The organism is Senegalimassilia sp., from assembly GCF_977052095.1.
In genome coordinates this window covers 1-23686 of sequence record NZ_CDRSTZ010000028.1, presented here as the reverse complement: position 1 = coordinate 23686, position 23686 = coordinate 1, and the positions used below count along the sequence as shown (strand labels likewise).

Here is a 23686-nt window from a genome sequence, read left to right as displayed (position 1 = left end):
CCCGCGCCCGAGATGATAAGCGGCGTGCGCGCTTCGTCGATGAGGATGGAGTCGACCTCGTCGACGATGGCGAAATGGTGTCCGCGCTGCACGCGCGCTTCGGCACGCGTGACCATGTTGTCGCGCAGATAGTCGAAGCCGAACTCGGAGTTCGTGCCGTACGTGACGTCGGCCTGATAGGCGCGCTTCTTCATATCGGGGCGCATGCCGTTTTGGATCAGGCCCACGTTCATGCCGAGGAACTGATAGATCTTGCCCATCCATTGGCTGTCGCGGCGAGCCAGGTAATCGTTAACGGTGACGATGTGGACGTTTTGCCCCGACAGCGCGTTGAGATAGCCGGCCAGCGTGGACACGAGCGTCTTACCTTCGCCCGTGCGCATCTCGGCGATCTGGCCGTCGTTGAGCGCCATGCCGCCGATAAGCTGCACGTCGAAGTGACGCATGCCAAGCGTGCGCACCGATGCCTCGCGCACAGCTGCGAACGCTTCGGGCAGCACGTCGGATTCCGTGGCGCCGCCCGCCATGCGCTCGCGCAGCGCTGCGGTGACCGCGCGCAGCTCTTCGTCGGATTTTGCCTGCATATCGGGTTCAAGGCTGCCAATCTTCGCGGCAAGGGTCTGGTAATTCTTCAGCTGCTTGCCTTCACCGAACGTCAACAGCTTCGAGAGGAAACCTGCCATATGAGCGCCATTCCTTTCACGGTCGCACCCGCGACTCGTTGTTTTTCGCAATTGTTGTTAACTCTAGCATATCCTTCGATGAGCATGTTCTTTCAGCGCAATCTGTACAGCTTCTACGCACGCGTTACCGGGCCGTTACCGCCAGGACTAGGAAGCAGCGCCCGCATCAGGCAACCTCCTCCTGTGCATCGATGATGCTGTGATACAGGCGCATAGTTTCAGCCGAAGGGTCGATACCCAGGTCGTTCGAGAGGAATTTCCGGCACGAGAAGTACGTTTCAAGCGCGGCCGAACGCTGCAGCGAGGCAATCTGCGCGCGCATGACGGCGGCGTACGCGTCTTCGCGCGATTTATCGCGGGAAAGCGCCGCGCGGGCAAACCACAGCCCTTGGCGCACCTCGCCGGCTTCCACCAGCTTGCCCGATGCCGTGACGAGCGCATCGACCAGGCGTGTGCGGCAATCGCTGCGCAGATCGTCAAGCAGCTCGCAGCCCTCGTCACCCGGCAAAAGATCGCTGGAGAACGAATCCTCTATCTGAGAGAACAGGTGTCCCCACCCACCGCGGCCAGGGCGATTGAACAGCAACGCCCGGCAGACGCGGTCCAGTTCGGCAACATCGCTTGAAAGCAGGCTTGCGTCAAGGCGAATGCCGTATTGGCGCTTGATAAGGTAAGGGCACGTGCCATCCGGCATGCTCAGCGCCGTGCGCAAGCGCGACCATGTGGCGTAGAAGTTGTTGCGCGCCCGCTCCATGTGCGAGTCGGGCCACAAGAGCTTCATGATGCGGTCGCGAGACAGATCGTGCCCCTGGTTGACCACCAGCAAGGCCAAAAGCGCGCGGACTTTCTCGCGCATAAGCAGGTTCGGGTCGATGCGCCTGTCCCCCATGAACACCTCAAGGCCGCCGAACAGGTTCACCGTCAAGCGAGGCGGCGTTCGCAACGCCATGTCGGATCCCACAGAAGCACACCTGAACGTATCGGGATGCGTTTTGTCGCGCACAAGACGGCGCTCAAGGGCCGCTGTGCGAGCCGCTTCGCACTGAATGCGCTGTTCAAGCAGCATGCGCTTTCGAGCCGCAGCGGCCACGGCGCAAGCCGCGTCAAGCGGCGGCATGGCAAGCACCCCGTTATCGACCAGCTGCTGAAACGCGGCCGCGGCCAACGCGCAGGGAAGCGACAGCGAGCCGGCATCGCCGAAGCGCGCCGTTGCCTCGCGCGCCACCATAGCGGCAACATCGGCCCATTCCTGTGCACCGGCATCGGCTTCATCAAGGCGGCCGAGCAACAACGCTGCCGCATACAGCGCCGAATCGCTGAGCGCGCGATCCGTTGTCGCATCAAGCCAGGCCCGTGCCAGCTCAATTCCAGAACTTGGCGCATCGAGCGCTTCCACGGCCATAGCGATATCGCGTAGCTCGTCGCCGCATTCCGCCTCGATGCCCACGGCGCACACATCGCGTGCCCGGGCCGCCGCCTGTTCAGACGCCTCACCAACCGAGCAGGCGCATTGCACCGCTTGCACAATCGCCCGCTCCACCACCGATGGCGCGCATGCGATAGCGCGACGGGCAGCCACACACGCAGCAACGTTTTCACCGAGCAAAGCGCACCGAACCGCCTGTGCCACGTGAGCGCTCGCGGAAAACACCTCGGGCGGCGTTGCGGCATACAGCCCGCGAGCCCGCATCAAGCAGCCAACGCGCTCAAGGTCGCGCGCGTGTTCTTCCAGCCATATCGCCCGCTCGGCGGCAGGCAAGAACAGACGCGCGACTTCGCAGGCACGCTCGGCATTTCCGCTTGCAAGCAGCGTTGATGCCACGTCTGCCGCAAGCTGCGCGGCCCCAACGCCGCCCGCACCTGAAGCGACATCTTCCAACCTGCCGGCAAATGCCTCGGCAACATCGCCGACGGGAAAACCCGCACAGCGAAACGATCTCTGAGCAACGTCGACGCCCACATAGGCGTGCGCAGCGGCAATGAACGACAAAGCTTCGGCATCTGCGTGCGCAATACGCTCGACGGAGGAAAGCGGCCCCGAATCGAGGCACAGCAGCACAAACAACGCAGCAAGCATCTGGCAAGGCAGCTCTTCGGTCAGCACGCCGCAAAGAAATGCCGCGTTTTGGCCGTCGCCCCAGGCGCAAGCCGGCACGCGACGGGCGCGCGGCACACGGTTTGCCGGCGTTTCATCACGCTCGGCAGGCGTGCGCAAAAAGTCGATCTCGTCGTTTGAAAGCAGCAGATCGTTCGCAAACAGCACCATACGGTCGCGTTCAGCCGCAAACGCATCGCACAGCGGCGTGCACGTGACGATAACCTCGCAACCACGATCGAGCAGCGTGTCAAGCAACGCGCAGAAGGCGTCGACGCGCGCCCCGTCAAGCAACGGCACGTCTTCGAACACGGCAAGAAACGCGGGTTCTGTGGCATCAAGCAAGCCAGAGGCAATGCTTTCGCCATCAAGGTCGCGCAAGAAGCAGGGGCTGGTGCAGTCTAACCAATACACCTGGTTGAACCCGAATACGGTTTCGGCATATTCAAGGACCACGGACGATTTGCCAAACCCCTGCGGCGCTACCAAAAAGCGTGCGACGTTGCGCTCGCGCAAAAGGCGCGAGACCAAAGCGGGACGGGAATAAGCACGGTGCGCTGCAAACTGCGGCGGCCGCTTCCCTCGGCACGCCGATGTTGCAAGATAAGTGAGCATAAGTGAACCAACTTCCCAACAAGTTGGTCAGTCACACGGCCAGTGCACCCCTATAATACCCCCAATATGTTGCGGCATCCTTACACAGTTTTACCGTTTTGCGAGGTAGAGGTGTTGCTCATAGGTGGTTTGTTGCACCAGTTACTACATATTGTGGTTAAAACCATGCGCAAACACCACGTTCACGCGAAAAAAGAAAAGCGCCCCGCGAATTACCGCAAGGACGCTCTTCGAATGTGCGCTCAACGTCGGCCAACGGCGCTTATTCGCGCCCGACAAGCTTGGCGATGCGCTCGGAATACTGCAGGTCGGTCAAGCCCGCCTCGGCTTCCAAGTCCACGAGCGGCGCATCGTTCCACAGCGCCTCAAGGCGGTAGTACTCGCGCGTTTCAGGCTGGAACACGTGCACGATGAAGCTGCCGTAGTCAAGCAGCGACCACGTGCCGTCGGCCGTGCCCTCGATGTGGAACGGCTTCGCGCCGCCGCGCACGCGGCACTGCTCCTCGATCTCATCGACAACGGCTTCGACCTGGCGGTTGTTCGACGCCGTGCAGATGACGAAGTATTCGGTGACGCCGATAAGGTCGCCGACCTGCTGCACCATGATGTCGGTGGCCTTCTTCTCGTCTGCAGCCTGCGCGGCGATGATGGCGCACTCGCGCGGACTGAGCAGGTCAGGCTTCTGACGGCCGTACATGTCGACGCCCTGATTGATGTGCGCCTCGTTGTTCATTGCTTCGCTCACTTGTTACCTTTCGTGTGTTGCTGGGCCCGGCGCTTCTTATCGCAGGCCACATAGCTGTTCCAAACAGTTACCGTATCGGGATGAATGCGCTTGCGGCGCTGCACCAGGTTCTCAAGCACATGCTGAAACGTGCTGAGGTACAGCTCCTGCAGATCGACCACGCCGACAAGCTGGCGCAGCGCTTCGATGCCCGGATAATCGCGCGACGGCTCGATAGCGTCGGCCGTGTACACGATCATGTCGAGGTCGGTCATGTGCACGGCGCCGGTGGTGTGCAGCCGGATGGACTGAAGCAGCGCATCAGGAAGCTGCGGGAAGTCGCGCTTGAGCGCTGCCGCCGCCGTAGGCCCGTGCAGCAGGTGCGGCATGTCCATATAGCTTGCAAGCTGTTCCGCTAGGCCAAGCTCAGCCACGCGACGGCGAATGCCCTCGTCATCGTAGCCCTTGTCCCAATCGTGCAGCAAACCCGCCAAGCGCGCCAGGCCCTCGTCCGCGCCATAGATGCGCGCCATGCGCCCGGCCATCTCCGACACGCCCAGCGAATGCTCGAAGCGCTTCGACTTCACGCGCTGCGCCAACTCGGCGCGCCGTGCCTGGAAAAACGCATCGCTTAGCACGTCGACGTGCGCATCTTCAACCGTCAAACCCTGGTCACCTTCCTTGCTCACCGCTGCACCGCTTCCTTATCTTGCGCACCCGAAACATACAATCGATGTTCGTGAATATAGTCGAGCACCCGCTGCATCGTCAAATAGCGAATGGACTTGCCGGCCGCCACACGGGCGCGCAAATCGCTTGACGAAACGGCCAGTCCCGTGGTTTCTAGCAGGTGAATGCGGAAATTGCCCGCCTGCTCGATAGTGGCGCGTTGCTCCTCGGTAAGCACATAACCCGGCCGCGTCACCGCAATGAGGTCCGCCAGGTCGGCGATGGCCGCGCTTTCCCGCCACTTCAGGATGGAGCACACCGCATCGGCGCCCGTGATGAAGTACAGCGAAACGTTTTTTGGGTAGTGCGCGCGCAGCTGCCGCAGCGTGTCAGCCGTGTACGTGACGCCCGGTCGGTCGATCTCGATGCGGCTGACATCGAACGCGGTGTTCGAAGCAACGGCCAGCTGGCACATGCGCAAGCGCTGCTCGGCGCTGGTGACGTGGCGCTTCAGCTTGAACGCCGGCATGCCCGCCGGGATGAACACCACCGCGTCAAGGCCGAATGCCTCGCGCGCCTGCTCGGCGCAGGCCAGATGCCCGATATGCACGGGGTCGAACGTACCCCCCATGATGCCTAGACGCGCCGGCGCGCCGTCGGCACCCAGGTTGTCGAAACGATGGCTCACCACCGGCTTGCTGGAGAAGCCAGCCTCATCCGCAGCAGACACCACGTCGCGCACTTCGGAAGCGCATACCTGACCAGCGTTTACCCTAGGCACGAATTTGCCCCGTTCCGCACAGCACGTACTTGTACGAAGTAAGGCCTTCAAGCGCAAACGGCCCGCGCACGTGCAGCTTCTGAGTGGAGATGCCGATTTCGGCGCCAAGACCGAACATGCCGCCATCGGTGAATGCCGTGGAAGCGTTCACGTACACCGCCGCAGCGTCCACTTCGTTCACGAAGCGCTCAATGGCCTGCGCACCTGCAGCGCTGCCCTCGTCCGCCACGATAGCCTCGGAATGCTTCGTGCCGTAACGGTTGATGTGCGCAATAGCCTGGTCAAGACCTGAAACGCAGCGAACCGCCAGCTCAGGGGCCAGATATTCCGTTCCCCAATCGGCCTCGGTAGCACGCTCGATGCGCAACGCAGGGCCAACCGGTAACCGGTCTGCACCGGCAGCAAGAGCCGCTTTGCACGCCAACTCGTCGCCATGGATGTGCACGCCCTTGTCGGCAAGCAGGCCGAACAGCTCAGGAAGGAAATCAAGCGCCGCGGCTTCATCGACGAGCAGCGTCTCGCACGCGTTACACACGCCGTAGCGTCGGCACTTCGCGTTCACCACAATGCTGCGCGCGCGGGCTAAATCGGCCGTTTCGTGCACGTACACGTGGCAGTTGCCCGTGCCCGTCTCAATGACCGGGACTTTCGCGCACTCGACGCAGTGGCGAATAAGGCCCGCGCCACCGCGCGGCACCAGCACGTCGACAATGCCGTGCAGGCTCATGAGCACGTCGGCCGCAGCACGATCAGTAGACTCGATGATGCCGATGCAGCCCGCCGGCATGCCTGCCGACACCGCCGCGTCGTGCAGCACATGCACGATGGCGGCACACGACTTCGCTGCAAGCGAGCCGCCGCGCAGCACGCACGCGTTGCCCGATTTCAAGCAGATGCCCGCCGCATCGGCCGTGACGTTCGGCCGCGCTTCGTACACCACGGCAACCACGCCGAGCGGAACGCTCACGCGCGTCAGCTGGATGCCGCTTTCAAGCGTCCGCTGTTCCTGCACGCGCCCAAGCGGATCGGGCAGCGCCACCAGCTCCTCAAGCGCGCCGGCCATAGCCTCGATGCGCGCCTCATCGAGCATCAAGCGGTCAAGCAAACTTTCCTGCGTGCCGGCCGCGCGGGCGGCGTCCGTGTCCTGCGCATTAGCGGCAAGCACGTCGACGCGGTTCGCACGCAGCGCCGCCGCCATGGCGGCAAGCGCGTTGTTGCGCACGTCGGCGCTTGTTTGCGCAAGCGGCGCCGCCGCAGCCTTCGCCGCCTCAGCGATGGCGCGCACTTCCTGTTCAAGCGAAGCGGTCATGAACTTCCCTCCTATTCGAAAACCACCAGCTCATCGCGGTGGATGATGGGCTTTTCGGCCAGCGCGGCAAGCAGGCGGTTGCGCTCGATGGCCTCGCGCGTCTTGCCGCAGGCAAGTTCCACCTCGTCGGCGGAAAACGCCGTGCGCCCGCGCGCGAACAGATGCCCCGTGCCGTCTTTGATGTCTACGATGTCGCCAGCATCGAAGCGGCCCTCGACGCTGGAAACGCCCACAAACAGCAGCGAGCTTCCGCGCTCGATGAGCGCAGCTTTCGCCCCATCGTCTACCACCACGGCGCCTCGTGCCGAATCGCCGAGCGCGATCCACAGCTTGCGCGGCGTGATCTCGTGCGGACGCGCCTTCGCGGAGAAGCGCGTGCCCACCTGCTTGCCGGCCGCCGCGTCCACCACCACGTTGTCCTGACGGCCATAGCAGATGACGAGAGGGATGCCCGCCACCATAAGCACGCGCGCCGCCTTGATCTTCGTGATCATGCCGCCCGAGCCCACCGTGGAACCCGCGCCGCCGGCCACGGCCAGAATCTCGGGTCCGATCTTGTCCACGTGCTCGATAAGCTTGGCCTGCGGGTTCGTGTTCGGGTTGGCGTCGTAAAGCCCGTCGATGTCGGACAGGATGACCAGCAAGTCGGCATCGATGAGGCACGCCGCCAGCGCGGCCAGCGTGTCGTTGTCGCCGAACTTGATCTGCTCGACGGCAACGGTGTCGTTCTCGTTGATAATGGGCACCACGCCTAGGTCAAGCAGGCGCAGAAGCGTGTTGCGCGCGTGCAGATACGCCTGACGGTCGGCCGTATCACGCCTGGTCAAAAGCACGGTTGACGTAACAATGCCATGGCGGGCGAACACCTCGGCATACGCCGTGGAAAGCGCCGACTGCCCCACCGAGGCCGCCGCCTGCAAGCTGGGCATGTCGGTTGGCCTGCGATGGATGCCCAAGGCTTCAAGGCCGCACGCGATGGCGGCCGACGTGACGATGACCGGCTGCCAGCCCGCATCGCGCACGCGCGCCACCTGATCGGCAAGCTTGCGCAGATAGCCATAATCGATGCTGCTCTCAGACGTGGTCAGCGTCGACGACCCGATCTTGATGACCAGGCGCCGAGCACGCGACCCTTGTGCATCCGTTTCGCTCATTAGATATCAAGCTCCTCGAACATGTCCTCCGCCGTTTTCGCGGACTCGAACTCGAACGCACGCCCGACGATGCGAATCTCGTCGCCATCGACGGCGCCCGCCTTCTCAAGCGCCTCTTCCACGCCAACGCGCTTAAGGCGGTGCTGCAAGAACACCACTGCTTCCTCGTTTTCCCAGTCGCACTGCACCACCATGCGCTCGACCTGGGTGCCCGACACGCGGAACACGCCCTCGGAAAGCTTGCGCACGGTGAAGCGCTTGTCGCGCGCCTCGCGCTTGAGCTCCCACACGTGCTCGTACTGCACGTTGGCGGCAGCGGCCTCGCGCGCCTCTTCGCGCAGCTCGTGCACCTTGTGCGCCACGGCGGCTTTCAGGCTGTCCACGCCCTCGCCTGTAAGCGCGCTGATGCAGTACACCTTCGGGTCGATGGGGCTTGGCGCGAACTCGTTGCCACCGGCGGCGGCCACGGAATCGGCCTTGACCTGGGCGCGCAGGCGCTCAAGCGCCTCTTCGGTGCCGGCAACGTCGATCTTGTTCGCCACGACGATGCGCGGGCGCGCCGCCAGCTCGTCGGCGTACAATGCCAACTCGTTGTTGATGACGCGGTAGTCCTCAAGCGGGTCGCGGCCTTCCCAGTCGCCCGTCAGATCCACCACGTGCACGATAAGCGCCGTGCGCTCGATGTGGCGCAAAAACTCATGCCCCAGGCCGCGACCTTCGTGCGCGCCCTCGATAAGACCGGGAATATCGGCCACAACGAAGCTCAAATCGCCCGAACGCGCCACGCCCAGATTCGGCACCAGCGTGGTGAACGGGTAGTCGGCGATCTTCGGGCGCGCGGCCGAGATCTTCGAGATCAAAGAGCTTTTGCCCGCCGACGGCATGCCCACGAGCGCCGCGTCGGCCATCAGCTTCATCTCAAGCTCCACCCAGCGCTCTTGCGCCGGCTCTCCCAGCTCGGCGAACGCCGGCGCGCGGCGGGTAGACGTGACGAAGTGGATGTTGCCGCGACCGCCCATGCCGCCTTCAGCCACGGTGATGCGCTCGCCGTCGTGCGTAAGGTCGGCCATAAGCTCGCCCGTTTCCTTCGAATCCTCGAAGTACTCGTGCACCACGGTGCCCACAGGCACCTTGAGCACCAGGTCCTCACCCGTGGCGCCGTGCATGCGGCTGCCCTTGCCGTGCGTGCCGCGCTCGGCCTTGAAATGGTGCTTGAAACGGTAGTCGATCAGCGACGACACGCTGGCATCGGCCTCAAGCACGACGTTGCCGCCGTGTCCGCCGTCGCCGCCGTCGGGACCGCCTTTAGGAACGTGAGCCTCGCGGCGAAACGACATGCAGCCAGCGCCGCCGTCGCCGCCTTTCACGTGAATGCGTACTTTATCGATAAACACGATGTGACCTCCATCGAATGCGAGCATCTTTGTCGCTCGATTGTATATGAAAAGAGCCCCCTGACAGGCAGAGGGCTCTCCGAATGCATAGATGTCACGCAGACGCTGAAGTAATCTTACGCCTCAGGACGAACGTGAACCTTGCGCTTCACGCCACGCGTGAAGTCGACGCGACCGTCGCACAGAGCGAACAGCGTGTCGTCCTTGCCACGACCGACGTTTTCGCCGGGATGGAACTTCGTGCCGCGCTGACGAACGATGATCTGGCCCGTCTTGATCTGCTGACCGGCGAACATCTTCACGCCCAGTCGTTTTGCGTGGGAATCGCGGCCGTTACGGGTAGAACCGAGACCTTTCTTGTGTGCCATGTCATTCCCTCCTTACAATTAAGCGATGGACTTGATTTCAACGCGCGTGAGCTGCTGGCGATGGCCGCGCAGCTTCTTGTAGTTCTTGCGCTTCTTGAACTTGAACACCAGCTGCTTGGGGCCCTTGAACTGCTCAACGACCTCAGCGGTGACCTTCTTGGCGGAAGCCTTGGCCGGATCGGCCTCGACGACGTCGCCATCAACGAAGCAGATTACGGGAAGCTCAACGGTGGCGCCGACTTCGGCATCGAGCTTCTCGATATTCAGCTTGTCCCCGACGGCAACCTTGTACTGCTTGCCGCCCGTTTTCACGATTGCGTACATGTTTTCTCCTACTTTCGAAATAAACGCAAGGCGATAGCTTAGCAGCGCGACCGTAGCAAGTCAACGAAGTGAACGAATGCACAGTCTCCGCGTATCATCGCACTTATTTCCGCTGTGCCTCCACGGGCACAACATTCGATATGATACCAGATGTTGTGGCTACACGCGGCGGCGTTGTGAGTTTCACGTCCACAACGCCGCCCTATCACGAAATGCCCACAACTTCGCGCTAATGCGCCTCAGCCCACGTGTCGGCGGCGGAAACGTCGGCCAGAAGCGGCACCTTCAGCTCCACCACGTGTTCCATGACCTCGCGCACCATGTCCTCAAGCGCGGCCACCTCGTCTGCAGGCGCGCTGAAGTCCAGCTCGTCGTGCACCTGCACGAGCAGCCGGGCGCGGAAACCCTCTTCCATCAGGCGCGTTTGCACCTGGCGCATGGCAAGCTTGATAATGTCGGCGGCCGAACCCTGCATGGGGTGGTTCATGGCCGTGCGCTCGCCGAAGCCGCGCGTGTTGCCGTTGGCGGCGTGCAGCTCGGGAATGTGGCGCTTGCGGCCGAACATGGTTTCGGCGTAGCCCTTTGCGCGCGCCTCGGCCACGGTGGCATCCAAGTACTCGCGCACGCCGGGGTGCACGTCGAAGTAGCGGTCGATCATGTCCTTCGCCTCGCCGAACGAAATGCCCAGGCTTTGCGAAAGGCCGAACGCCTGCTGGCCGTACACGATGCCGAAGTTCACGGCCTTCGCGCGGCTGCGCATCTCGGGCGTGACGTCGCAAATGGGCACGCCGAACACGCGCGAGGCCGTGGCGGCATGGAAGTCCGCGCCACTGGTGAACGCCTCGATGAGGCTGTCGTCGCCCGATAGGTGCGCAAGCAGGCGCAGCTCGATCTGCGAGTAGTCGGCCGACACGAATTTGCAGCCCGGCTCAAGCGGCACGAAGCACTCGCGGATGCGGCGGCCGAACTGCGTGCGCACGGGGATGTTCTGCAGGTTCGGGTCTGACGAGGACAAACGCCCTGTAGTGGTAACCGTCTCGTTGAAGCTGGAGTGCACGCGACCGTCGCCGGCGCGCAGGCGCGGCAGCGCATCGATGTACGTGGACTTAATCTTGGCCAGCTCGCGGTAGCGCAGCACCAGCGCCGGCAGCTCGTGAACCTGCGCCAACTCCTTAAGCACCTTCGCGTCCGTGGAGTATCCGCGCTGCGTCTTCTTCTTCGCCGGAAGGCCCAGCACCTCGAACAAGATGTGGCCAAGCTGCTTGGGCGAATCGACGTTGAACTCCTCGCCCGCAAGCTCGTAGATTTGCGCGCGCAGGCCTTCAAGCTCCGCGCCCGTAGACGCGCCCAGCTCGGCCAGGCGGTCGGCGTCGATGGCCGCGCCCGTGCGCTCCATGATGGCAAGCACCGCCACCAGCGGCAGGTCGATGTCGAAGTACGCGCGCGCCGAACCCTCGCGCTCAAGCGCGGCGGTAAGCGGCCCCACCAGCACGCGCGCGGCGGCCGCCTGGGCACATGCGCGCTGCTCGTCGGTTTTCGCCTCGGGCAACACGCCACCCACGTAGGCGTCAAGCAGCGCGTCGAACGAATACTCCGACACCGACGAGTTGAGCACGTAACCGGCAAGCCCCAGGTCAAACGCGCGCATGGCCATAAGCTGCGCATCGTCGACCAGCGCGGTTGCCGAGCTGTCCGACGGGTAGATGCGGTGCAGCGCCGCCTTCACGTCAAGCGCGGCGAAGCTTCCCTGCGCCACGAGGCGCGCAAACGGGGCGGCCACCTCTTCACCTTCGAACACGGCGCAGCCGTTCGCGGCGCACACGGCAAGCACCGCGCCGCCGCCGAACAGCGACTCCTGCTCGGGGTCCACGAACGCCACGCCCACCTGTTCGCCCGACTTGATGGCGGCGTCCACCAGCGCCTCGGCCCCCGCGCCGCGCACAACCTCGCCCACCTCGACGGCGGCCGCCTTGCGCTGCGGCTCTTCGCCCACCAGCTTCAGCACGCGCGCAAGATGCGCATTGAAGCGGTACTTCGAGAACGTCTTGGTGACGGCCTCGGGCGAAAACGACGGAAACGATGCGCCTTCCAAGTCAAGCTCGAAGTCAAGGTCGCGCACGATGGTGGCCACCTTGCGGCTGGTAAACGCCGCTTCGCGGTTTTCGACCATGCGCTCTTTCTGCTTGCCCTTCAGCTCGTCGATGTGCTCGTAGATGCCCTCCAGGTTGCCGTAGGCCGTAAGCAGCTTCGCCGCCGTTTTGTCGCCGACGCCGGGCACGCCGGGGATGTTGTCGGAGCTGTCGCCTTTGAGCCCCAGAAAGTCGGGGAACTGCTCGGGGCCCACGCCGTAGCGGTCGCGCACCTCCGACGGCCCGTAAATGGCCACGTCGGTGATGCCCTTGCGCGTGGTGACCACGTGCGTCAGCTCGGTGCACAGTTGGTAGACGTCCTTATCGCCCGACACCAGAAGCGTTCGGTAGCCCAGCGCCTCGTCGCGCGCCGACACCGTGCCCAAGATGTCGTCGCCTTCCCAGCCCTTCACGCGCACCACGGGGATGTTCATGGATTCAAGCAACTCTTCGATGATGGGGAACTGCACTTTCAGCGACTCGTCCATGGGCGGGCGCTGCGCCTTATACTGCTCAAGCGCCTCCATGCGAAACGCGGGGCGGCCGGCATCGAACGCGCACACGATGGCATCGGGCTGCGAGATGTCGATGAACTTCAACAGCATGGCGATGAAGCCGAACACGGCGTTGGTGGGCGTGCCGTCCGGCGCGTTCATGGTAAGCGGCACGGCGTGGAACGCGCGATGCATAAGCGAGTTGCCGTCGATGACGGCTACCTTTTTCTCGGGCATGGGTCAGTCCTTTTCGTCGATCAGGTTTGCACCCGAGTGTAACGCAAAAAGCGCCCCGCCGGCCAACGGACGGGACGCTCCAAGGTAAAACCAGCGGCTGCGCGGCGGCTTTACGCGCTCCACAGGTAACCGACGCCGCGCACCGTTTCCAGGTGCTGCGCCAGCTCGGGGCCCAGCTTCGCGCGCACGCGACGCACGTGCACGTCGACGGTGCGGCTGCCGCCGTAGTAGTCGAAGCCCCACACACGGCGCAAAAGCGCGTCGCGGCTGTACGTGCGGCCGGGGTGCGTGACCAGAAACGCCAGCAGCGCGTATTCCAGGTACGTGAAGTCAAGCGGTTCCCCACCGACGGTGACCTGGTACGTTGCCAGGTTGATGGTCATGTTGTCGACGGTGACGAAATCGGTGGACGTGCTTTCGTTGCCCGGCCACAAAAGCTGGCGAATGCGGGCGGCGCATTCGGCGTTCGTGGCGCCGTGCACCACGAAGTCGCTTTTGACCTGCACGGGAAGGCGGAACTCGGCAAGCTGCTCTTCGTTGACGATGACCAGAAGCGAAGCCGAGCCGTCTTCAAGCAGCACGGACTCCACCTGCGAAACGTTGGCAAGCGCGTCGGCGCGCGCCTCGTAGATCACCAGGTCATAGGAGGGGTGCTGCGCCAGAAGCTTCTTGAACTGCACCGACGAGCCCGCAGCCACGTCCACGTCCAAACCCGAAAGCACCTGCTGGAACTTATGGGCGTTGTCAAGGCTGTCGGCTATGAATATGACCATCTTTCTCATGCGTTTCGCCTTTCTTTCCTAACCCCTGCCACGCCGGTTTACAGAACCGCCAAGTAGCGGCTGCGTTCCCACTCCGACACGTTGGACTGGTACGCGTCCCATTCGGCGCGCTTGGCTTCCACCAGGTAGTTGCAGATGTGCTCGCCGAGCACGTCGTGCATCAGCTTCGACTCGGCGAACAGCTCAACGGCATCTCCCAGGCTTTCCGGAAGCGTTTGGAAGCCCTGTTTGCGCAGCTCTTGGCGCGACTGTGTGAACAGGTCGCGGTCCTCCACCGGCGCGGGCGGCTCAAGGCCTTCCTCGATGCCCGCAAGGCCAGCGGCCAGCATGACGGAAAACGCCAGATAGGGGTTCGCGCTGGGGTCGGGGCTGCGCAGCTCCAAGCGGCAGGCCACCTCGCGGTTCGGGCGATACCCCGGCACGCGCACCAGCGTGGAGCGGTTCGCGCGCGCCCACGACAGGTAGATGGGCGCTTCCCCGCCGGCAAGCAGGCGCTTGTAGGAGTTCACGCACGGGTTCGTGATGAGGGCGAACTCCGGCGCGTACTTCAAGATGCCGGCCAGGAACTGCTTGGCCGTGGTGGACAGGTGGTAGCCCTGCGTATCGGCTTCGTCGAAGAACACGTTGTTGCCGTCGAAGTCGAACAGGCTCATGTGCACGTGCATGCCGCTGCCCGGCTCGCCGGACATGGGCTTGGGCATGAACGACGCGTACACGCCGTGCTTCATGGCGATTTCCTTCACCACCAGCTTGTACGTCATGACGGCGTCGGCCATGGACAGCGCGTCGGTGAAGCGCAGGTCGATCTCGTGCTGGCTGGGCCCGTTCTCGTGGTGGCTGTATTCCACGGGGATGCCCATCTTCTCAAGCGTCAGCACGGTGTCGCGGCGCAGGTCGGAGGCATAGTCAAGGCTGGTAAGGTCGAAGTAGCCGCCGCGGTCCAAAAGCTCGGTTCCGTTGGCGTCTTTAAAGTAGTAGTACTCCACCTCGGGGCCGACGTTGAACACGTAGCCCATGTCCTGGGCACGCGCGACGGTGCGCGCCAGCACGTGGCGCGGGTCGCCCTCGAACGGTTTGCCGTCGGGCGTGCGGATGTTGCAGAACATGCGCGCCACGGCGTTGCTTTCCGGGCGCCACGGCAGCACCTGGAACGTGGAAGCATCGGGAAACGCCAGCATGTCGGATTCCTCGGTGCGGCAGAAGCCCTCGATGCAGCTGCCGTCGAAACCCATGCCGTCGGCGAACGCATCTTCAAGCTCGCTGGGGATAACGGCGAACGACTTCATGTGGCCGAGCACGTCGGTGAACCAGAAGCGCACGAAGTGCACGTCGCGGCTTTTGATGGTTTTCAGGACGAAATCCTGTTCCGGGTTGGAAGCCATGGATGATTCCCCCTTCTATCGCAGCGCCTTTGCGCGGCGCAAAAGTTTCACGCAATACTTGAGAATTATACCAAGCCGTGTTGCAGACAGGTTACACGTCAGAAAGCCCGCAACACGAAAAGGGCCGCCACTTGCTATGCTTTCGCGCACGCCACAAAAATAGCCGCCCCGTAAGGCGGCTATTTTAGCCCGTCGCAGATAGCGCAAAAGTCAGCGAGAGCCGCTGCGGTGCGTCGTATTCGCGGGTTCGCGAGGGCGCCGCGCACTTCGGCACGCAGGCTCTCGGGAACATGCGAAGACGGCGTGCCACGACGGCCCACAGCGTCGAGCAAATTCGTTTGCCGGCAGGCAAACGAAACTTAACGGATGCGCTTGTCTACTTTTCGCGCCACGAAGTCGCCGATGGACTGGAACACCTGCACCAGCACGACGCACAGCACGATGGACGCGATCATCACGTCGCCAAGGTAGCGCTGGTAGCCGTAGCGAATAGCGATGTCGCCGATGCCGCCTGCGCCCACGGCGCCGGCCATAGCCGTGTAGCCGAACAGCGTGATGACGGTGATGGATGCGCCACGCACCAGCGAAGGCAGGCTTTCGCGCAGCATGACCTTCACCACGATCTGCCACGTGTTCGCGCCGAAGCTTTGCGCCGCCTCCACCAGGCCGCCGTCAACCTCGGCCAGGCTTTGCTCCACCATGCGGCCAACAAACGGGATGGCCGCCACCGTCAGCGGCACGATGGCGCCGGGAACGCCCAGCGACGTGCCTACCACCAAGCGCGTGAACGGGATGATGGCCACCAGCAGGATGATGAACGGGATGGAGCGCCCGATGTTCACGATCCAGCCGAGCACCGTGTTCAGCGCGCGGTGCGGGCGCAGGCCGTCTTTGGCCGTGACCACCAACAGTACGCCCAGCGGCACGCCGATGACGTACGCGAAGAACGTGGACACGATGGTCATGACAATCGTGTCCCACGTGCCCTGCGCGAACAGCGCGCCGTATTGGGCGATGAAGTTGCTGATGTAGTCCATTTACTTCGCCTCCCCCGCTTCGACGTTCTGCTCCGTTTCCACCAGCAAGCTGTCGTTGGAAAGCAGCTCGCGCGTGACGGGGCTTTGCGGATCGGAGAACACCTTCGCCGTGACGCCCTCTTCCACGATGCGGCCCTGGTCGATGACGGCCACGCGGTTGCAGATCTTGCTGGCCACGGGCAGCGAGTGCGTGATGACCACGAGCGTGACACCCAGGTTGCGGTTGATGTTCTGCAGAAGCTGCAGGATGGACGCCGTGGTGCGCGGGTCAAGGGCGCTGGTGGCCTCGTCGCACAGCATGACCTTCGGGTTGTTCGCCAGCGCGCGGGCGATGGCCACGCGTTGCTGCTGACCGCCGGAAAGCTGGCTGGGATAGCGCTGCGCCAAGTCGGCCAAGCCCACCAGCTCAAGCAGCTCGTGGGCGCGCGCCTCGCGGGCTTCCTTCTTCTCGCCGCGCAGCTCAAGCGGGAACGTGACGTTGCGCAGCACCGTGCGCTGCTGGAACAGGCTGAAGTTCTGGAAGATCATGCCCACCTGCGCGCGCAGCTCAAGCAGCGCCTTGCCCGACAGGTTCGTGATGTCGCGGCCGTCGTAGATGATGGAGCCTTCCGTGGGGCGCTCGAGCAGGTTGAGGCAGCGCACGAGCGTGGACTTGCCCGCGCCCGACGCGCCGATGATGCCGAACACGTCGCCATCGTTTATGGTGAGGTTCACGTTGCGCAGCGCATGGTGGGCGCGTTCGCCCTCGCCATACGTCTTGCACACGTGTTGCAGTTGAATCATGTCGCTTCCGATCGATCGGATGAATATCATCGCGCACCGGCCCTGATCGAACACGGGCGCAACCTCGTATGATACGGGAACAGGCCGAACCGTCAACCCAAAGCAGCCGCGAACGGCCTTACATTATTCCGACGACGCGGCAACGGTTTCGCCGATAACGCCCGGCGCGGCAGCACCGCCAGCTACCCGCGCGCAGCGCTTTCCACGCCGATGCCCTTCACCTTTTCTCCCACGAACTGCGCGGTGCGGCGCATCAGGTACGCAACGCCCATCGCGCGAAGCGCATGCACGGACTGGGCCGCCAGATGCTTTGCATACGGCAGCGGCGAAATGCTCGGCACAGGAAGGCCGCGCTGCTCGAAGTAGAAGCGCTTCTTCGCCGGAGATAGCTTGCCGCAATGAAGCACGTGCTGCTCGGGGATCATGTCGAACATGCGCTTCGTCATGCGGCGCACCACGGGGTTGTCCCAACCGTCGTCGATGATGGCGCCGTCAAGGTAGTTGAACGCGCGCACCGTATGCGCAAGCCAGATGCCCTCGTCGCGAACGCCCATGTCGTGCATCTCGCTTGTCATGTCCATCCAGCGCACGAACGGCAGCGCGACCTTCTCTTCCGTGGCGTGGTGCAGCGTAGAGCCGGGCAGGTCGGTGCGATAGCAGTAGAACATCTTGTCCAGATACGCGATCTTGCGGGCACGGCAAAGCGTCTGCACCAAAAACGGGTTGTCCGCCCAGCCCGCGCCAGGATACGGATGGAAACGAATGCCCTGCTCATCCAAGAAAGCGCGGCGGTACAGCGCCGACCAGATGGAAGGATGCCCCTCAAGCAGAATGGGCGCGTCGGCAAGCACGAACGGCGCCTTCGATGTTGGCAGCGCGCGATACAGCCCGCCGGGCTTCGTGTACAGCGTGCTGGGGTTGTCCCATTCGTGCAGCTCAAGCCAAGGGGTTTTCACCACATCGATAGCGCCGCCAAGCGCATCGACAAGCGCAAGCATATCCTTGAACATGTCCAGCCGCAGATAGTCGTCGGGCTCCACGATGGCGATATATTCGCCGCGCGCCATGTCCAGACCCCGGTTGCACGTAGCCCCGTAGCCTTCGTTTTGCTTGTCGATGCACACGATGCGCTCATCGGCGTCGGCGTGGCGGTGCATGACGGCGCTCGAGCCGTCCTTTGAGCCGTCGTTGAGGCAGATGATCTCGATATCGCGAAACGTTTGCCCCGAAACGCTGTCCAGGCACTCGTCAAGGAATTTCTCCACGTTGCAGATAGGGATGATCACCGAGATTCTTGGAGAGCACGCCATGTCGATCACCTTCCCATCATCTTCGCCAGGCGCGGGCCGTCGACGCCAAGGTAGTGCAGCGCAAGCGTCTTGCGATAGCGCGAGCGGACCATGCGCTCGAAGCGCGGGTGGCTGCTTGCAAGCCACGAGTGAAACGCCTTTGCGCGCCGCATGCCGCGAGCGCGATCTTCATCGTAGATAAGCGCGATGTTGAAGTGCGTGTGAAGCGCCAGCCGCACGCGATTGTCCAGGTACTGCGCGATGGGCCCCTGAAAACGGCCTTGGTCGGCGAACGCAAGGATATCGCGCACCATGGCCGCGTGGTCCTCGTAGCGCTTGGCGTAGCTTGCGAAAGCCACGGACTGCTCCGCGTTGCCCAACAGGTACTGGTACACCTCCACCGGCGCGAACTGCACCGTAGCGGCATAACACGTTGCCATGACCACATACTGCAGGTCAACGTAGAAAATGCCTTCATGCAGATGAATGTTGTTGCGCCGCAGAAGCTCGGTTTTCACGGAAAGCGTGTGGATGGTCAAAAACGCTTCGCACGCGCCGTCGCCGCATACGCCAAGGAAGTCGACGACGCCGGGCAGGCGAAAACCCGCCGGAAGATGGCAGTGCGTGCGCGCGTGGGTGGTCATGTCCACTTCGACCTTCTCGTCGACGAACAGGTCGGCGTCCGACGCTTTGAGCAGCTCCACAACACGCACCAAGCCATCGGTGTCAACCCAGTCGTCGCCGTCGACCACGCGAAAAAACCGCCCCTGCGCATGGTCGATGCCCGCGTTCACGGCAGAACCGTGGCCGCCGTTTTCCTTCGAGACCAGGCGAAACAGCTGCGGCATGCGCTCGACGTAGCCCTGCGCGATGCGCGCCGTCTCGTCAGTGGACCCGTCATCGACCACGATGACCTCCACGTCGTCAGCCAAGCGCTCATCGGCAAGCGAATCGAGCCCGCGGCGCAGGTATCGCTCGACGTTATAGCAAGGCATGGCTATGGTGAGAACCTTTCCCACAGCTAACCCCTTCCCTTTCCCGTAACCACGTTGTAAATCGCGAATTCCGCCCGCACAAGCGCAGGCACATAGCGAAGCTGCCACGCGACAAGGCGCTTCGATGCCGGCAGGGGCGAAGCGGCAAGCCGCGGGTAGTCGCCTACGAAGCGCTGGCGAAGCATGCGCAGCGTATCTTGGCCCGCTTGTCCGCGCAGCGCATCGTCGGTAATGCCGAAGCGCGCATATTTCACCAGCATGGAGAAAGCGCCCTTGGCCTGGCGATCGAGCGCAAGCTTTACCAAGCGCTCATCGCCGGCGGCGCGCGCGTAGCCGACCATCAGCTCGTCCGCCTCCAGGATTTGCATGGCGCGCTGCGACAAACCGCCCAAAGAGATGCTGCCCATATTCATAAAGTAATGATATTCGACCCGGTTGGATTCGGCGGCGCGGCTTGCCAGGGGCAGCACGCGCATGTTGAACACGCGGTCCTCGCACGTCAGGCCCACGGGAAACGGCTCGGGGCCAAGCGACTTGACCAGCCGGGCATCGTACAAGCGCGACCACACGGCGTACTCTTCCTGCTCAAGCATTTCGACCGCCGCGCCCACGCCGTCAAGCACGCGCACGACCTCTTCGCGCGGCTGGACAAAAGGCCCTTCGTTCGTGCATATTTCGCGCACGATATGCGCTACCTGGCTTTGGGTGGAAAGCGCCGCTCGGTGCAGCGTTTCAAGCATTGTCGGCTCGAACCAGTCGTCGGCATCCAAAAACGCCAAGAACCGCCCGCGCGCCAAGGCTATGCCGTGGTTGCGCGCCGCCGAAAGCCCTTGAGAGAGTTCGTGGTGCACAACGCGATAGGCAGGTTTTTGTGCAAGGCGCTCGTCAAGCCATGCGGCAGACCCGTCATCGGAGCCGTCGTTAACGACGATGACTTCAAACGAACGGAAGGTTTGTTGCTCGATGGAGCGCAAACAACGCTCCAAAAACGGCAGCGCGTTGCGCGTCGGCACAATGACGCTGATCTCAACCTCACCCATGCGGCCCCTTCTCGGCGGATTCTTTCTGCAAAACGGTTCGTATTGTACCCGATGGACCGTACAGCCCCTCCAACCTTGCTATACTTTCAAACCATGGATACGAAACTCAAACAACACCGCCGCCGCATCGCCGTGGTCACCATGGGCGTGAAGCTTGGCGACGAGACGCGCGGCTATACGCGCTTTAGGTTCTTGTCGGAGCTGCTGGTTTCGCAGGGCTTCGACGTCGATCTGATCACCAGCTCGTTCCAGCACTGGGAAAAGGCGCAGCGCGACACGACGAAGGCGTGCTACCAGGGCCTTCCCTACAACATCGTGTTCATCGACGAGCCGGGCTACACGCGCAACCTTGACCTGCAGCGCATCCACAGCCACCACGTCGCGTCGAAGAACATGCGCGAGCATTTCGAGCGCACGCGCGGGCGCTACAGCCTTATCTATGCGGAGATTCCGCCGAACGATGTGGCGCGCACGTGCGCGGAATGCGCCCATGAGCAGGGCATTCCGTTCGTGGCCGATATCAACGACCTGTGGCCGGAGGCCATGCGCATGGTGGTGGACGTGCCCGTGCTCAGCGGCATCGCGTTCTACCCGTTCGCCCGCGACGCGCACCGCGTCTACCAGCTGCTTTCCGGCGCCGTCGGCACGTCCGACGAGTACGCCGCGCGCCCGGCGCGCGACCGCACGGCGCCCTACCCCAAGGTCACGGTGTACGTGGGCAACAACCTTGAAGCCTTCGACGAAGGCGCGCGCGAGCACCTTGGCGACGTGGTGAAGCTTGAAGGCGAGCTGTGGGCCATCTACGCGGGCACGCTTGGCGCCAGCTACGACGTGGCCACGCTCATCCGCGCGGCGGCCTTGCTCGAGAAGCGGCGCTGCACCCACGCGGCCGCCCGCGCCGCCGACGGGGACGCCGACAGGCATCGGCCGTTCCCGCCCGTGAAGGTGAAGATCTTGGGCGACGGGCCCGACCGCGAGAAGCTTGAAGCCTTAGCGCGCGAGGAAAACGCGCCCGTGGAGTTTTTGGGCTACCAGGACTACGCCAGCATGGCCGCGTGGCTACGCGCAAGCGACATCACGGTGAACTCGCTGGTGAAAAGCGCGGCGCAAAGCATCGTCACGAAGATTGGCGACTACCTGGCCGCCGGCAAGCCCATGATCAACACCGGCTCGTCGGCGGAGTTTCGCGCGAAGGTGACCGCCGACGGCTTCGGGCTCAACGTCGAGGCCGAAAGCCCCGAGGCGCTGGCGAACACGCTTGAGGAGTTGGCGCGCAACGCATCGCTGCGCAAGATCATGGGAGCACGCGGACGCGCCGTGGCCGAGCGCGAGTTCGACCAGCGCACGTCGTACCTGGCTATCGTGAATTTGCTGCGCAATTTGCTATAAACGAAAGCGCTTGCGTCATCATCGTTGCAAGCATTTCCCCGCCCGGCCGCCACACGGCGGCTTGCGGCGTTTATATAGAAAAGGAGAAGGCATGTCCGAACAGATTCGCATCCCTTTTTCACCGCCCGATATCACCGAGGCGGAAATCGCCGAGGTTGCCGATGCGCTGCGCAGCGGCTGGATTACCACCGGCCCGAAAACGAAGCAGCTTGAGCGCGAGCTGGCCGATTTTTTGGGCACCGAACGCGTGGCGTGCCTGGGTTCTGCCACCGCGGCGCTTGAGTGCGCCCTGCGCGCGCTGGGCATCGGGCCAGGCGACGAGGTTATCACGAGCGCCTACACCTATACCGCCAGCTGCTCGCCCATCTGCCACGTAGGCGCCACGCCTGTGTTGTGCGATGTGGCGGCCGGCAGCTATGAGATGGACTATTCCCAGCTCGAACGCCTCATCACGCCGCGCACGAAAGCAATCATCCCCGTGGATTTGGGCGGCGTCATGTGCGATTACGACGCGCTGCTCACCGCCATCGATGCGTTCGGCGGCGCCTGGTCGCCAGCCAACGCGCGCCAGGAGGCCATCGGCCGCATCGCCATGGTGTCGGACTCGGCCCACGCGCTGGGAAGCGTGCGCCACGGCAAGCGCGCCGGGCAGGTAGCCGACCTGTCCACGTTCAGCTTCCACGCCGTGAAGAACTTCACCACGGCCGAAGGCGGCGCCGTCACGTGGCGCGCGGGGCTGTTCGATCCCGAAGAGCTGTACCACGAGTTCATGCTCATGTCGCTGCACGGCCAATCGAAAGACGCGCTGGCGAAAACGAAGGCCGGCGCCTGGGAATACGACGTGGCCTTCCCCGGCTGGAAGTGCAACATGACCGACCTGCAAGCGGGGCTGGGCTTGGCGCAGATGCGCCGCTACCCCGGCATGCTGGCGCGCCGCCGCGCCATGATCGCGCGCTACCAGGACAACCTTGCCGACATGAACCTGTCCATCATGCAGCACTACCGCGCTGCCGACGGCTCCGACGCCAGCCGCGCCGCCGATGCCGCCGCGCGCGCCGATGCTACGCAGGAGTCGTCGAGCGGGCACTTGATGCTGGTGCGCTTGAACGGCCGCGGGCAGGCGTTCCGCAACCGCGTCATCGAGCACATGGCCGAGGCGGGCGTGGCCACGAACGTGCACTATCAGCCGCTGCCGCTGCTGACGGCGTACAAGAACCTGGGCTTTGACATCGCCGATTTCCCGAACGCGTACGCGCAGTTCGAAAACGAGATCACGCTGCCGCTGCACACGAAGCTTTCCGATGCGGACATCGACGAGGTGAGCCGCGCGCTGCACGCCGCCTACACGCAAGCCGAAGCGGAGGGTCTGAAGTAATGTACGTGCGCTTCGGAAAACGCATCTGCGATATCATCATCGGCCTGGTGGCGCTGCCGTTCGTGCTGCTCATCATCGCCGTGCTGGCACCCATCATCAAGCACGAGGACGGCGGTCCGGTGTTCTACAATGCGCCGCGCGTGGGCAAAGACGGCGTGGACTTCAAGATGTACAAGCTGCGCAGCATGCGCGTGAACGCCCCCGACCTGGTCATGGAGGACGGCAGCACGTACAACGGCGCCGACGACCCGCGCATGACGAAGATCGGCGCGTTCATGCGCAAGACCAGCCTTGACGAGATGCCGCAGTTCCTAAACGTGCTGAAAGGCGACATGTCCGTAGTGGGACCGCGCCCCGACCTGCGCCGCGAAACGGAGTTATACGAAGGCGAAGAGGGCCTGAAGCTTTCCGTGAAACCCGGCATCACCGGCTACGCCGCCGTGTACGGCCGCAACTCGCTGCCCTGGAAGAAGCGTCTGGCGCTTGACGTGTACTATGTGAAGCACGTGAACTTCCTTTTGGACGTGAAGGTGTTCTTCCGCACATTCGCCACCGTACTCGGCCAAGAAGGCATCTACGTAGAAGGCGAAGAGCAATAAAGAAAGCCGCCCGATGAGGCGGCTTTCTTTATATCTGTC

Annotated in this window: 20 protein-coding genes and 1 pseudogene; 3 read left to right on the top strand and 18 right to left on the bottom strand. The window is 63.3% G+C overall.

The annotated features are described in order from the left end of the window. From ACWI6D_RS06320 to ACWI6D_RS06235, 18 genes and pseudogenes are all read right to left on the bottom strand, one after another. Positions 1–683: pseudogene (locus tag ACWI6D_RS06320) on the bottom strand (preprotein translocase subunit SecA); the annotation flags it as partial. 166 nt (positions 684–849) lie between these two features. Continuing rightward, positions 850–3234, bottom strand: coding sequence for an AfsR/SARP family transcriptional regulator (locus ACWI6D_RS06315; protein WP_449134072.1), 2385 nt, complete (start codon positions 3232–3234; stop codon positions 850–852). A gap of 421 nt (positions 3235–3655) precedes the next feature. Further along, positions 3656–4138 carry a ribosome silencing factor gene (gene rsfS, locus ACWI6D_RS06310; protein WP_236648226.1) on the bottom strand — a complete coding sequence of 161 codons (483 nt, stop codon included), beginning with the start codon at positions 4136–4138 and terminating at the stop codon, positions 3656–3658. Further along, positions 4135–4806, bottom strand: coding sequence for a bis(5'-nucleosyl)-tetraphosphatase (symmetrical) YqeK (gene yqeK / locus ACWI6D_RS06305; protein WP_449134071.1), 672 nt, complete (start codon positions 4804–4806; stop codon positions 4135–4137). Before yqeK ends, rsfS begins: the two co-directional genes overlap by 4 nt. Continuing rightward, positions 4803–5567: a nicotinate-nucleotide adenylyltransferase gene (gene nadD, locus ACWI6D_RS06300; RefSeq protein WP_449134070.1), complete on the bottom strand. Its 765-nt coding sequence runs from the start codon at positions 5565–5567 to the stop codon at positions 4803–4805. The genes yqeK and nadD overlap by 4 nt, the downstream gene beginning before the upstream one ends. Continuing rightward, positions 5560–6876 carry a glutamate-5-semialdehyde dehydrogenase gene (locus tag ACWI6D_RS06295; protein ID WP_449134069.1) on the bottom strand — a complete coding sequence of 439 codons (1317 nt, stop codon included), beginning with the start codon at positions 6874–6876 and terminating at the stop codon, positions 5560–5562. Before ACWI6D_RS06295 ends, nadD begins: the two co-directional genes overlap by 8 nt. A gap of 11 nt (positions 6877–6887) precedes the next feature. Next, positions 6888–8030, bottom strand: coding sequence for a glutamate 5-kinase (gene proB, locus ACWI6D_RS06290; protein WP_449134068.1), 1143 nt, complete (start codon positions 8028–8030; stop codon positions 6888–6890). Then, a complete protein-coding gene (gene obgE, locus ACWI6D_RS06285; RefSeq protein WP_449134067.1) occupies positions 8030–9451 on the bottom strand; it encodes a GTPase ObgE in 1422 nt (473 codons plus the stop codon). The genes proB and obgE overlap by 1 nt, the downstream gene beginning before the upstream one ends. Before the next feature lie 89 nt (positions 9452–9540). Continuing rightward, positions 9541–9792, bottom strand: a complete 252-nt coding sequence (gene rpmA, locus ACWI6D_RS06280) for a 50S ribosomal protein L27 (protein WP_129423006.1) — start codon at positions 9790–9792, stop codon at positions 9541–9543. Positions 9793–9810: 18 nt separating this feature from the next. Continuing rightward, on the bottom strand, positions 9811–10116 hold the full coding sequence (gene rplU / locus ACWI6D_RS06275; protein WP_129423007.1) for a 50S ribosomal protein L21: 306 nt from the start codon (positions 10114–10116) through the stop codon (positions 9811–9813). Between the two features lie 229 nt (positions 10117–10345). Continuing rightward, positions 10346–12976, bottom strand: a complete 2631-nt coding sequence (gene polA / locus ACWI6D_RS06270; RefSeq protein WP_449134066.1) for a DNA polymerase I — start codon at positions 12974–12976, stop codon at positions 10346–10348. Between the two features lie 110 nt (positions 12977–13086). Continuing rightward, positions 13087–13758, bottom strand: a complete 672-nt coding sequence (locus ACWI6D_RS06265; protein ID WP_129423009.1) for a winged helix family transcriptional regulator — start codon at positions 13756–13758, stop codon at positions 13087–13089. A 38-nt stretch (positions 13759–13796) separates the two neighbouring features. Continuing rightward, the gene (locus ACWI6D_RS06260) at positions 13797–15140 is read right to left on the bottom strand and encodes a glutamine synthetase family protein (RefSeq protein ID WP_337368595.1); all 1344 of its coding nucleotides are present in this window, start codon (positions 15138–15140) and stop codon (positions 13797–13799) included. 359 nt (positions 15141–15499) lie between these two features. After that, complete coding sequence (locus ACWI6D_RS06255) at positions 15500–16177, bottom strand: methionine ABC transporter permease (protein ID WP_129423011.1); 678 nt, start codon at positions 16175–16177, stop codon at positions 15500–15502. Beyond that, positions 16178–16960, bottom strand: coding sequence for a methionine ABC transporter ATP-binding protein (locus ACWI6D_RS06250; protein WP_129423012.1), 783 nt, complete (start codon positions 16958–16960; stop codon positions 16178–16180). It lies immediately after the preceding gene. A 182-nt stretch (positions 16961–17142) separates the two neighbouring features. Further along, complete coding sequence (locus ACWI6D_RS06245) at positions 17143–18270, bottom strand: glycosyltransferase family 2 protein (RefSeq protein ID WP_449134065.1); 1128 nt, start codon at positions 18268–18270, stop codon at positions 17143–17145. 5 nt (positions 18271–18275) lie between these two features. Next, positions 18276–19268: a glycosyltransferase family 2 protein gene (locus ACWI6D_RS06240; RefSeq protein WP_449134064.1), complete on the bottom strand. Its 993-nt coding sequence runs from the start codon at positions 19266–19268 to the stop codon at positions 18276–18278. A 2-nt stretch (positions 19269–19270) separates the two neighbouring features. After that, positions 19271–20284 carry a glycosyltransferase family 2 protein gene (locus ACWI6D_RS06235; RefSeq protein WP_449134063.1) on the bottom strand — a complete coding sequence of 338 codons (1014 nt, stop codon included), beginning with the start codon at positions 20282–20284 and terminating at the stop codon, positions 19271–19273. A gap of 93 nt (positions 20285–20377) precedes the next feature. On the opposite strand from ACWI6D_RS06235, the gene ACWI6D_RS06230 reads away from it, so the two are divergent. From ACWI6D_RS06230 to ACWI6D_RS06220, 3 genes are all read left to right on the top strand, one after another. Further along, on the top strand, positions 20378–21673 hold the full coding sequence (locus tag ACWI6D_RS06230; RefSeq protein ID WP_302936386.1) for a glycosyltransferase family 4 protein: 1296 nt from the start codon (positions 20378–20380) through the stop codon (positions 21671–21673). A gap of 91 nt (positions 21674–21764) precedes the next feature. Continuing rightward, complete coding sequence (locus ACWI6D_RS06225; RefSeq protein ID WP_449134062.1) at positions 21765–23048, top strand: DegT/DnrJ/EryC1/StrS family aminotransferase; 1284 nt, start codon at positions 21765–21767, stop codon at positions 23046–23048. Further along, positions 23048–23647 (top strand): sugar transferase, encoded by a 600-nt coding sequence (locus tag ACWI6D_RS06220; RefSeq protein WP_337368602.1) that lies wholly within the window; start codon positions 23048–23050, stop codon positions 23645–23647. The genes ACWI6D_RS06225 and ACWI6D_RS06220 overlap by 1 nt, the downstream gene beginning before the upstream one ends. Positions 23648–23686 lie beyond the last annotated feature (39 nt).

Excerpts from the sequence above, each read along its gene's own strand:
- ACWI6D_RS06295 (WP_449134069.1), bottom strand. The coding sequence starts at position 6,876 with ATGACCGCTTCGCTTGAACAGGAAGTGCGCGCCATCGCTGAGGCGGCG.
- proB (WP_449134068.1), bottom strand. The coding sequence starts at position 8,030 with ATGAGCGAAACGGATGCACAAGGGTCGCGTGCTCGGCGCCTGGTCATC.
- obgE (WP_449134067.1), bottom strand. The coding sequence starts at position 9,451 with ATGCTCGCATTCGATGGAGGTCACATCGTGTTTATCGATAAAGTACGC.
- rpmA (WP_129423006.1), bottom strand. The coding sequence starts at position 9,792 with ATGGCACACAAGAAAGGTCTCGGTTCTACCCGTAACGGCCGCGATTCC.
- rplU (WP_129423007.1), bottom strand. The coding sequence starts at position 10,116 with ATGTACGCAATCGTGAAAACGGGCGGCAAGCAGTACAAGGTTGCCGTC.
- polA (WP_449134066.1), bottom strand. The coding sequence starts at position 12,976 with ATGCCCGAGAAAAAGGTAGCCGTCATCGACGGCAACTCGCTTATGCAT.
- ACWI6D_RS06265 (WP_129423009.1), bottom strand. The coding sequence starts at position 13,758 with ATGAGAAAGATGGTCATATTCATAGCCGACAGCCTTGACAACGCCCAT.
- ACWI6D_RS06260 (WP_337368595.1), bottom strand. The coding sequence starts at position 15,140 with ATGGCTTCCAACCCGGAACAGGATTTCGTCCTGAAAACCATCAAAAGC.
- ACWI6D_RS06255 (WP_129423011.1), bottom strand. The coding sequence starts at position 16,177 with ATGGACTACATCAGCAACTTCATCGCCCAATACGGCGCGCTGTTCGCG.
- ACWI6D_RS06250 (WP_129423012.1), bottom strand. The coding sequence starts at position 16,960 with ATGATTCAACTGCAACACGTGTGCAAGACGTATGGCGAGGGCGAACGC.
- ACWI6D_RS06245 (WP_449134065.1), bottom strand. The coding sequence starts at position 18,270 with ATGGCGTGCTCTCCAAGAATCTCGGTGATCATCCCTATCTGCAACGTG.
- ACWI6D_RS06235 (WP_449134063.1), bottom strand. The coding sequence starts at position 20,284 with ATGGGTGAGGTTGAGATCAGCGTCATTGTGCCGACGCGCAACGCGCTG.
- ACWI6D_RS06230 (WP_302936386.1), top strand. The coding sequence starts at position 20,378 with ATGGATACGAAACTCAAACAACACCGCCGCCGCATCGCCGTGGTCACC.
- ACWI6D_RS06225 (WP_449134062.1), top strand. The coding sequence starts at position 21,765 with ATGTCCGAACAGATTCGCATCCCTTTTTCACCGCCCGATATCACCGAG.
- ACWI6D_RS06220 (WP_337368602.1), top strand. The coding sequence starts at position 23,048 with ATGTACGTGCGCTTCGGAAAACGCATCTGCGATATCATCATCGGCCTG.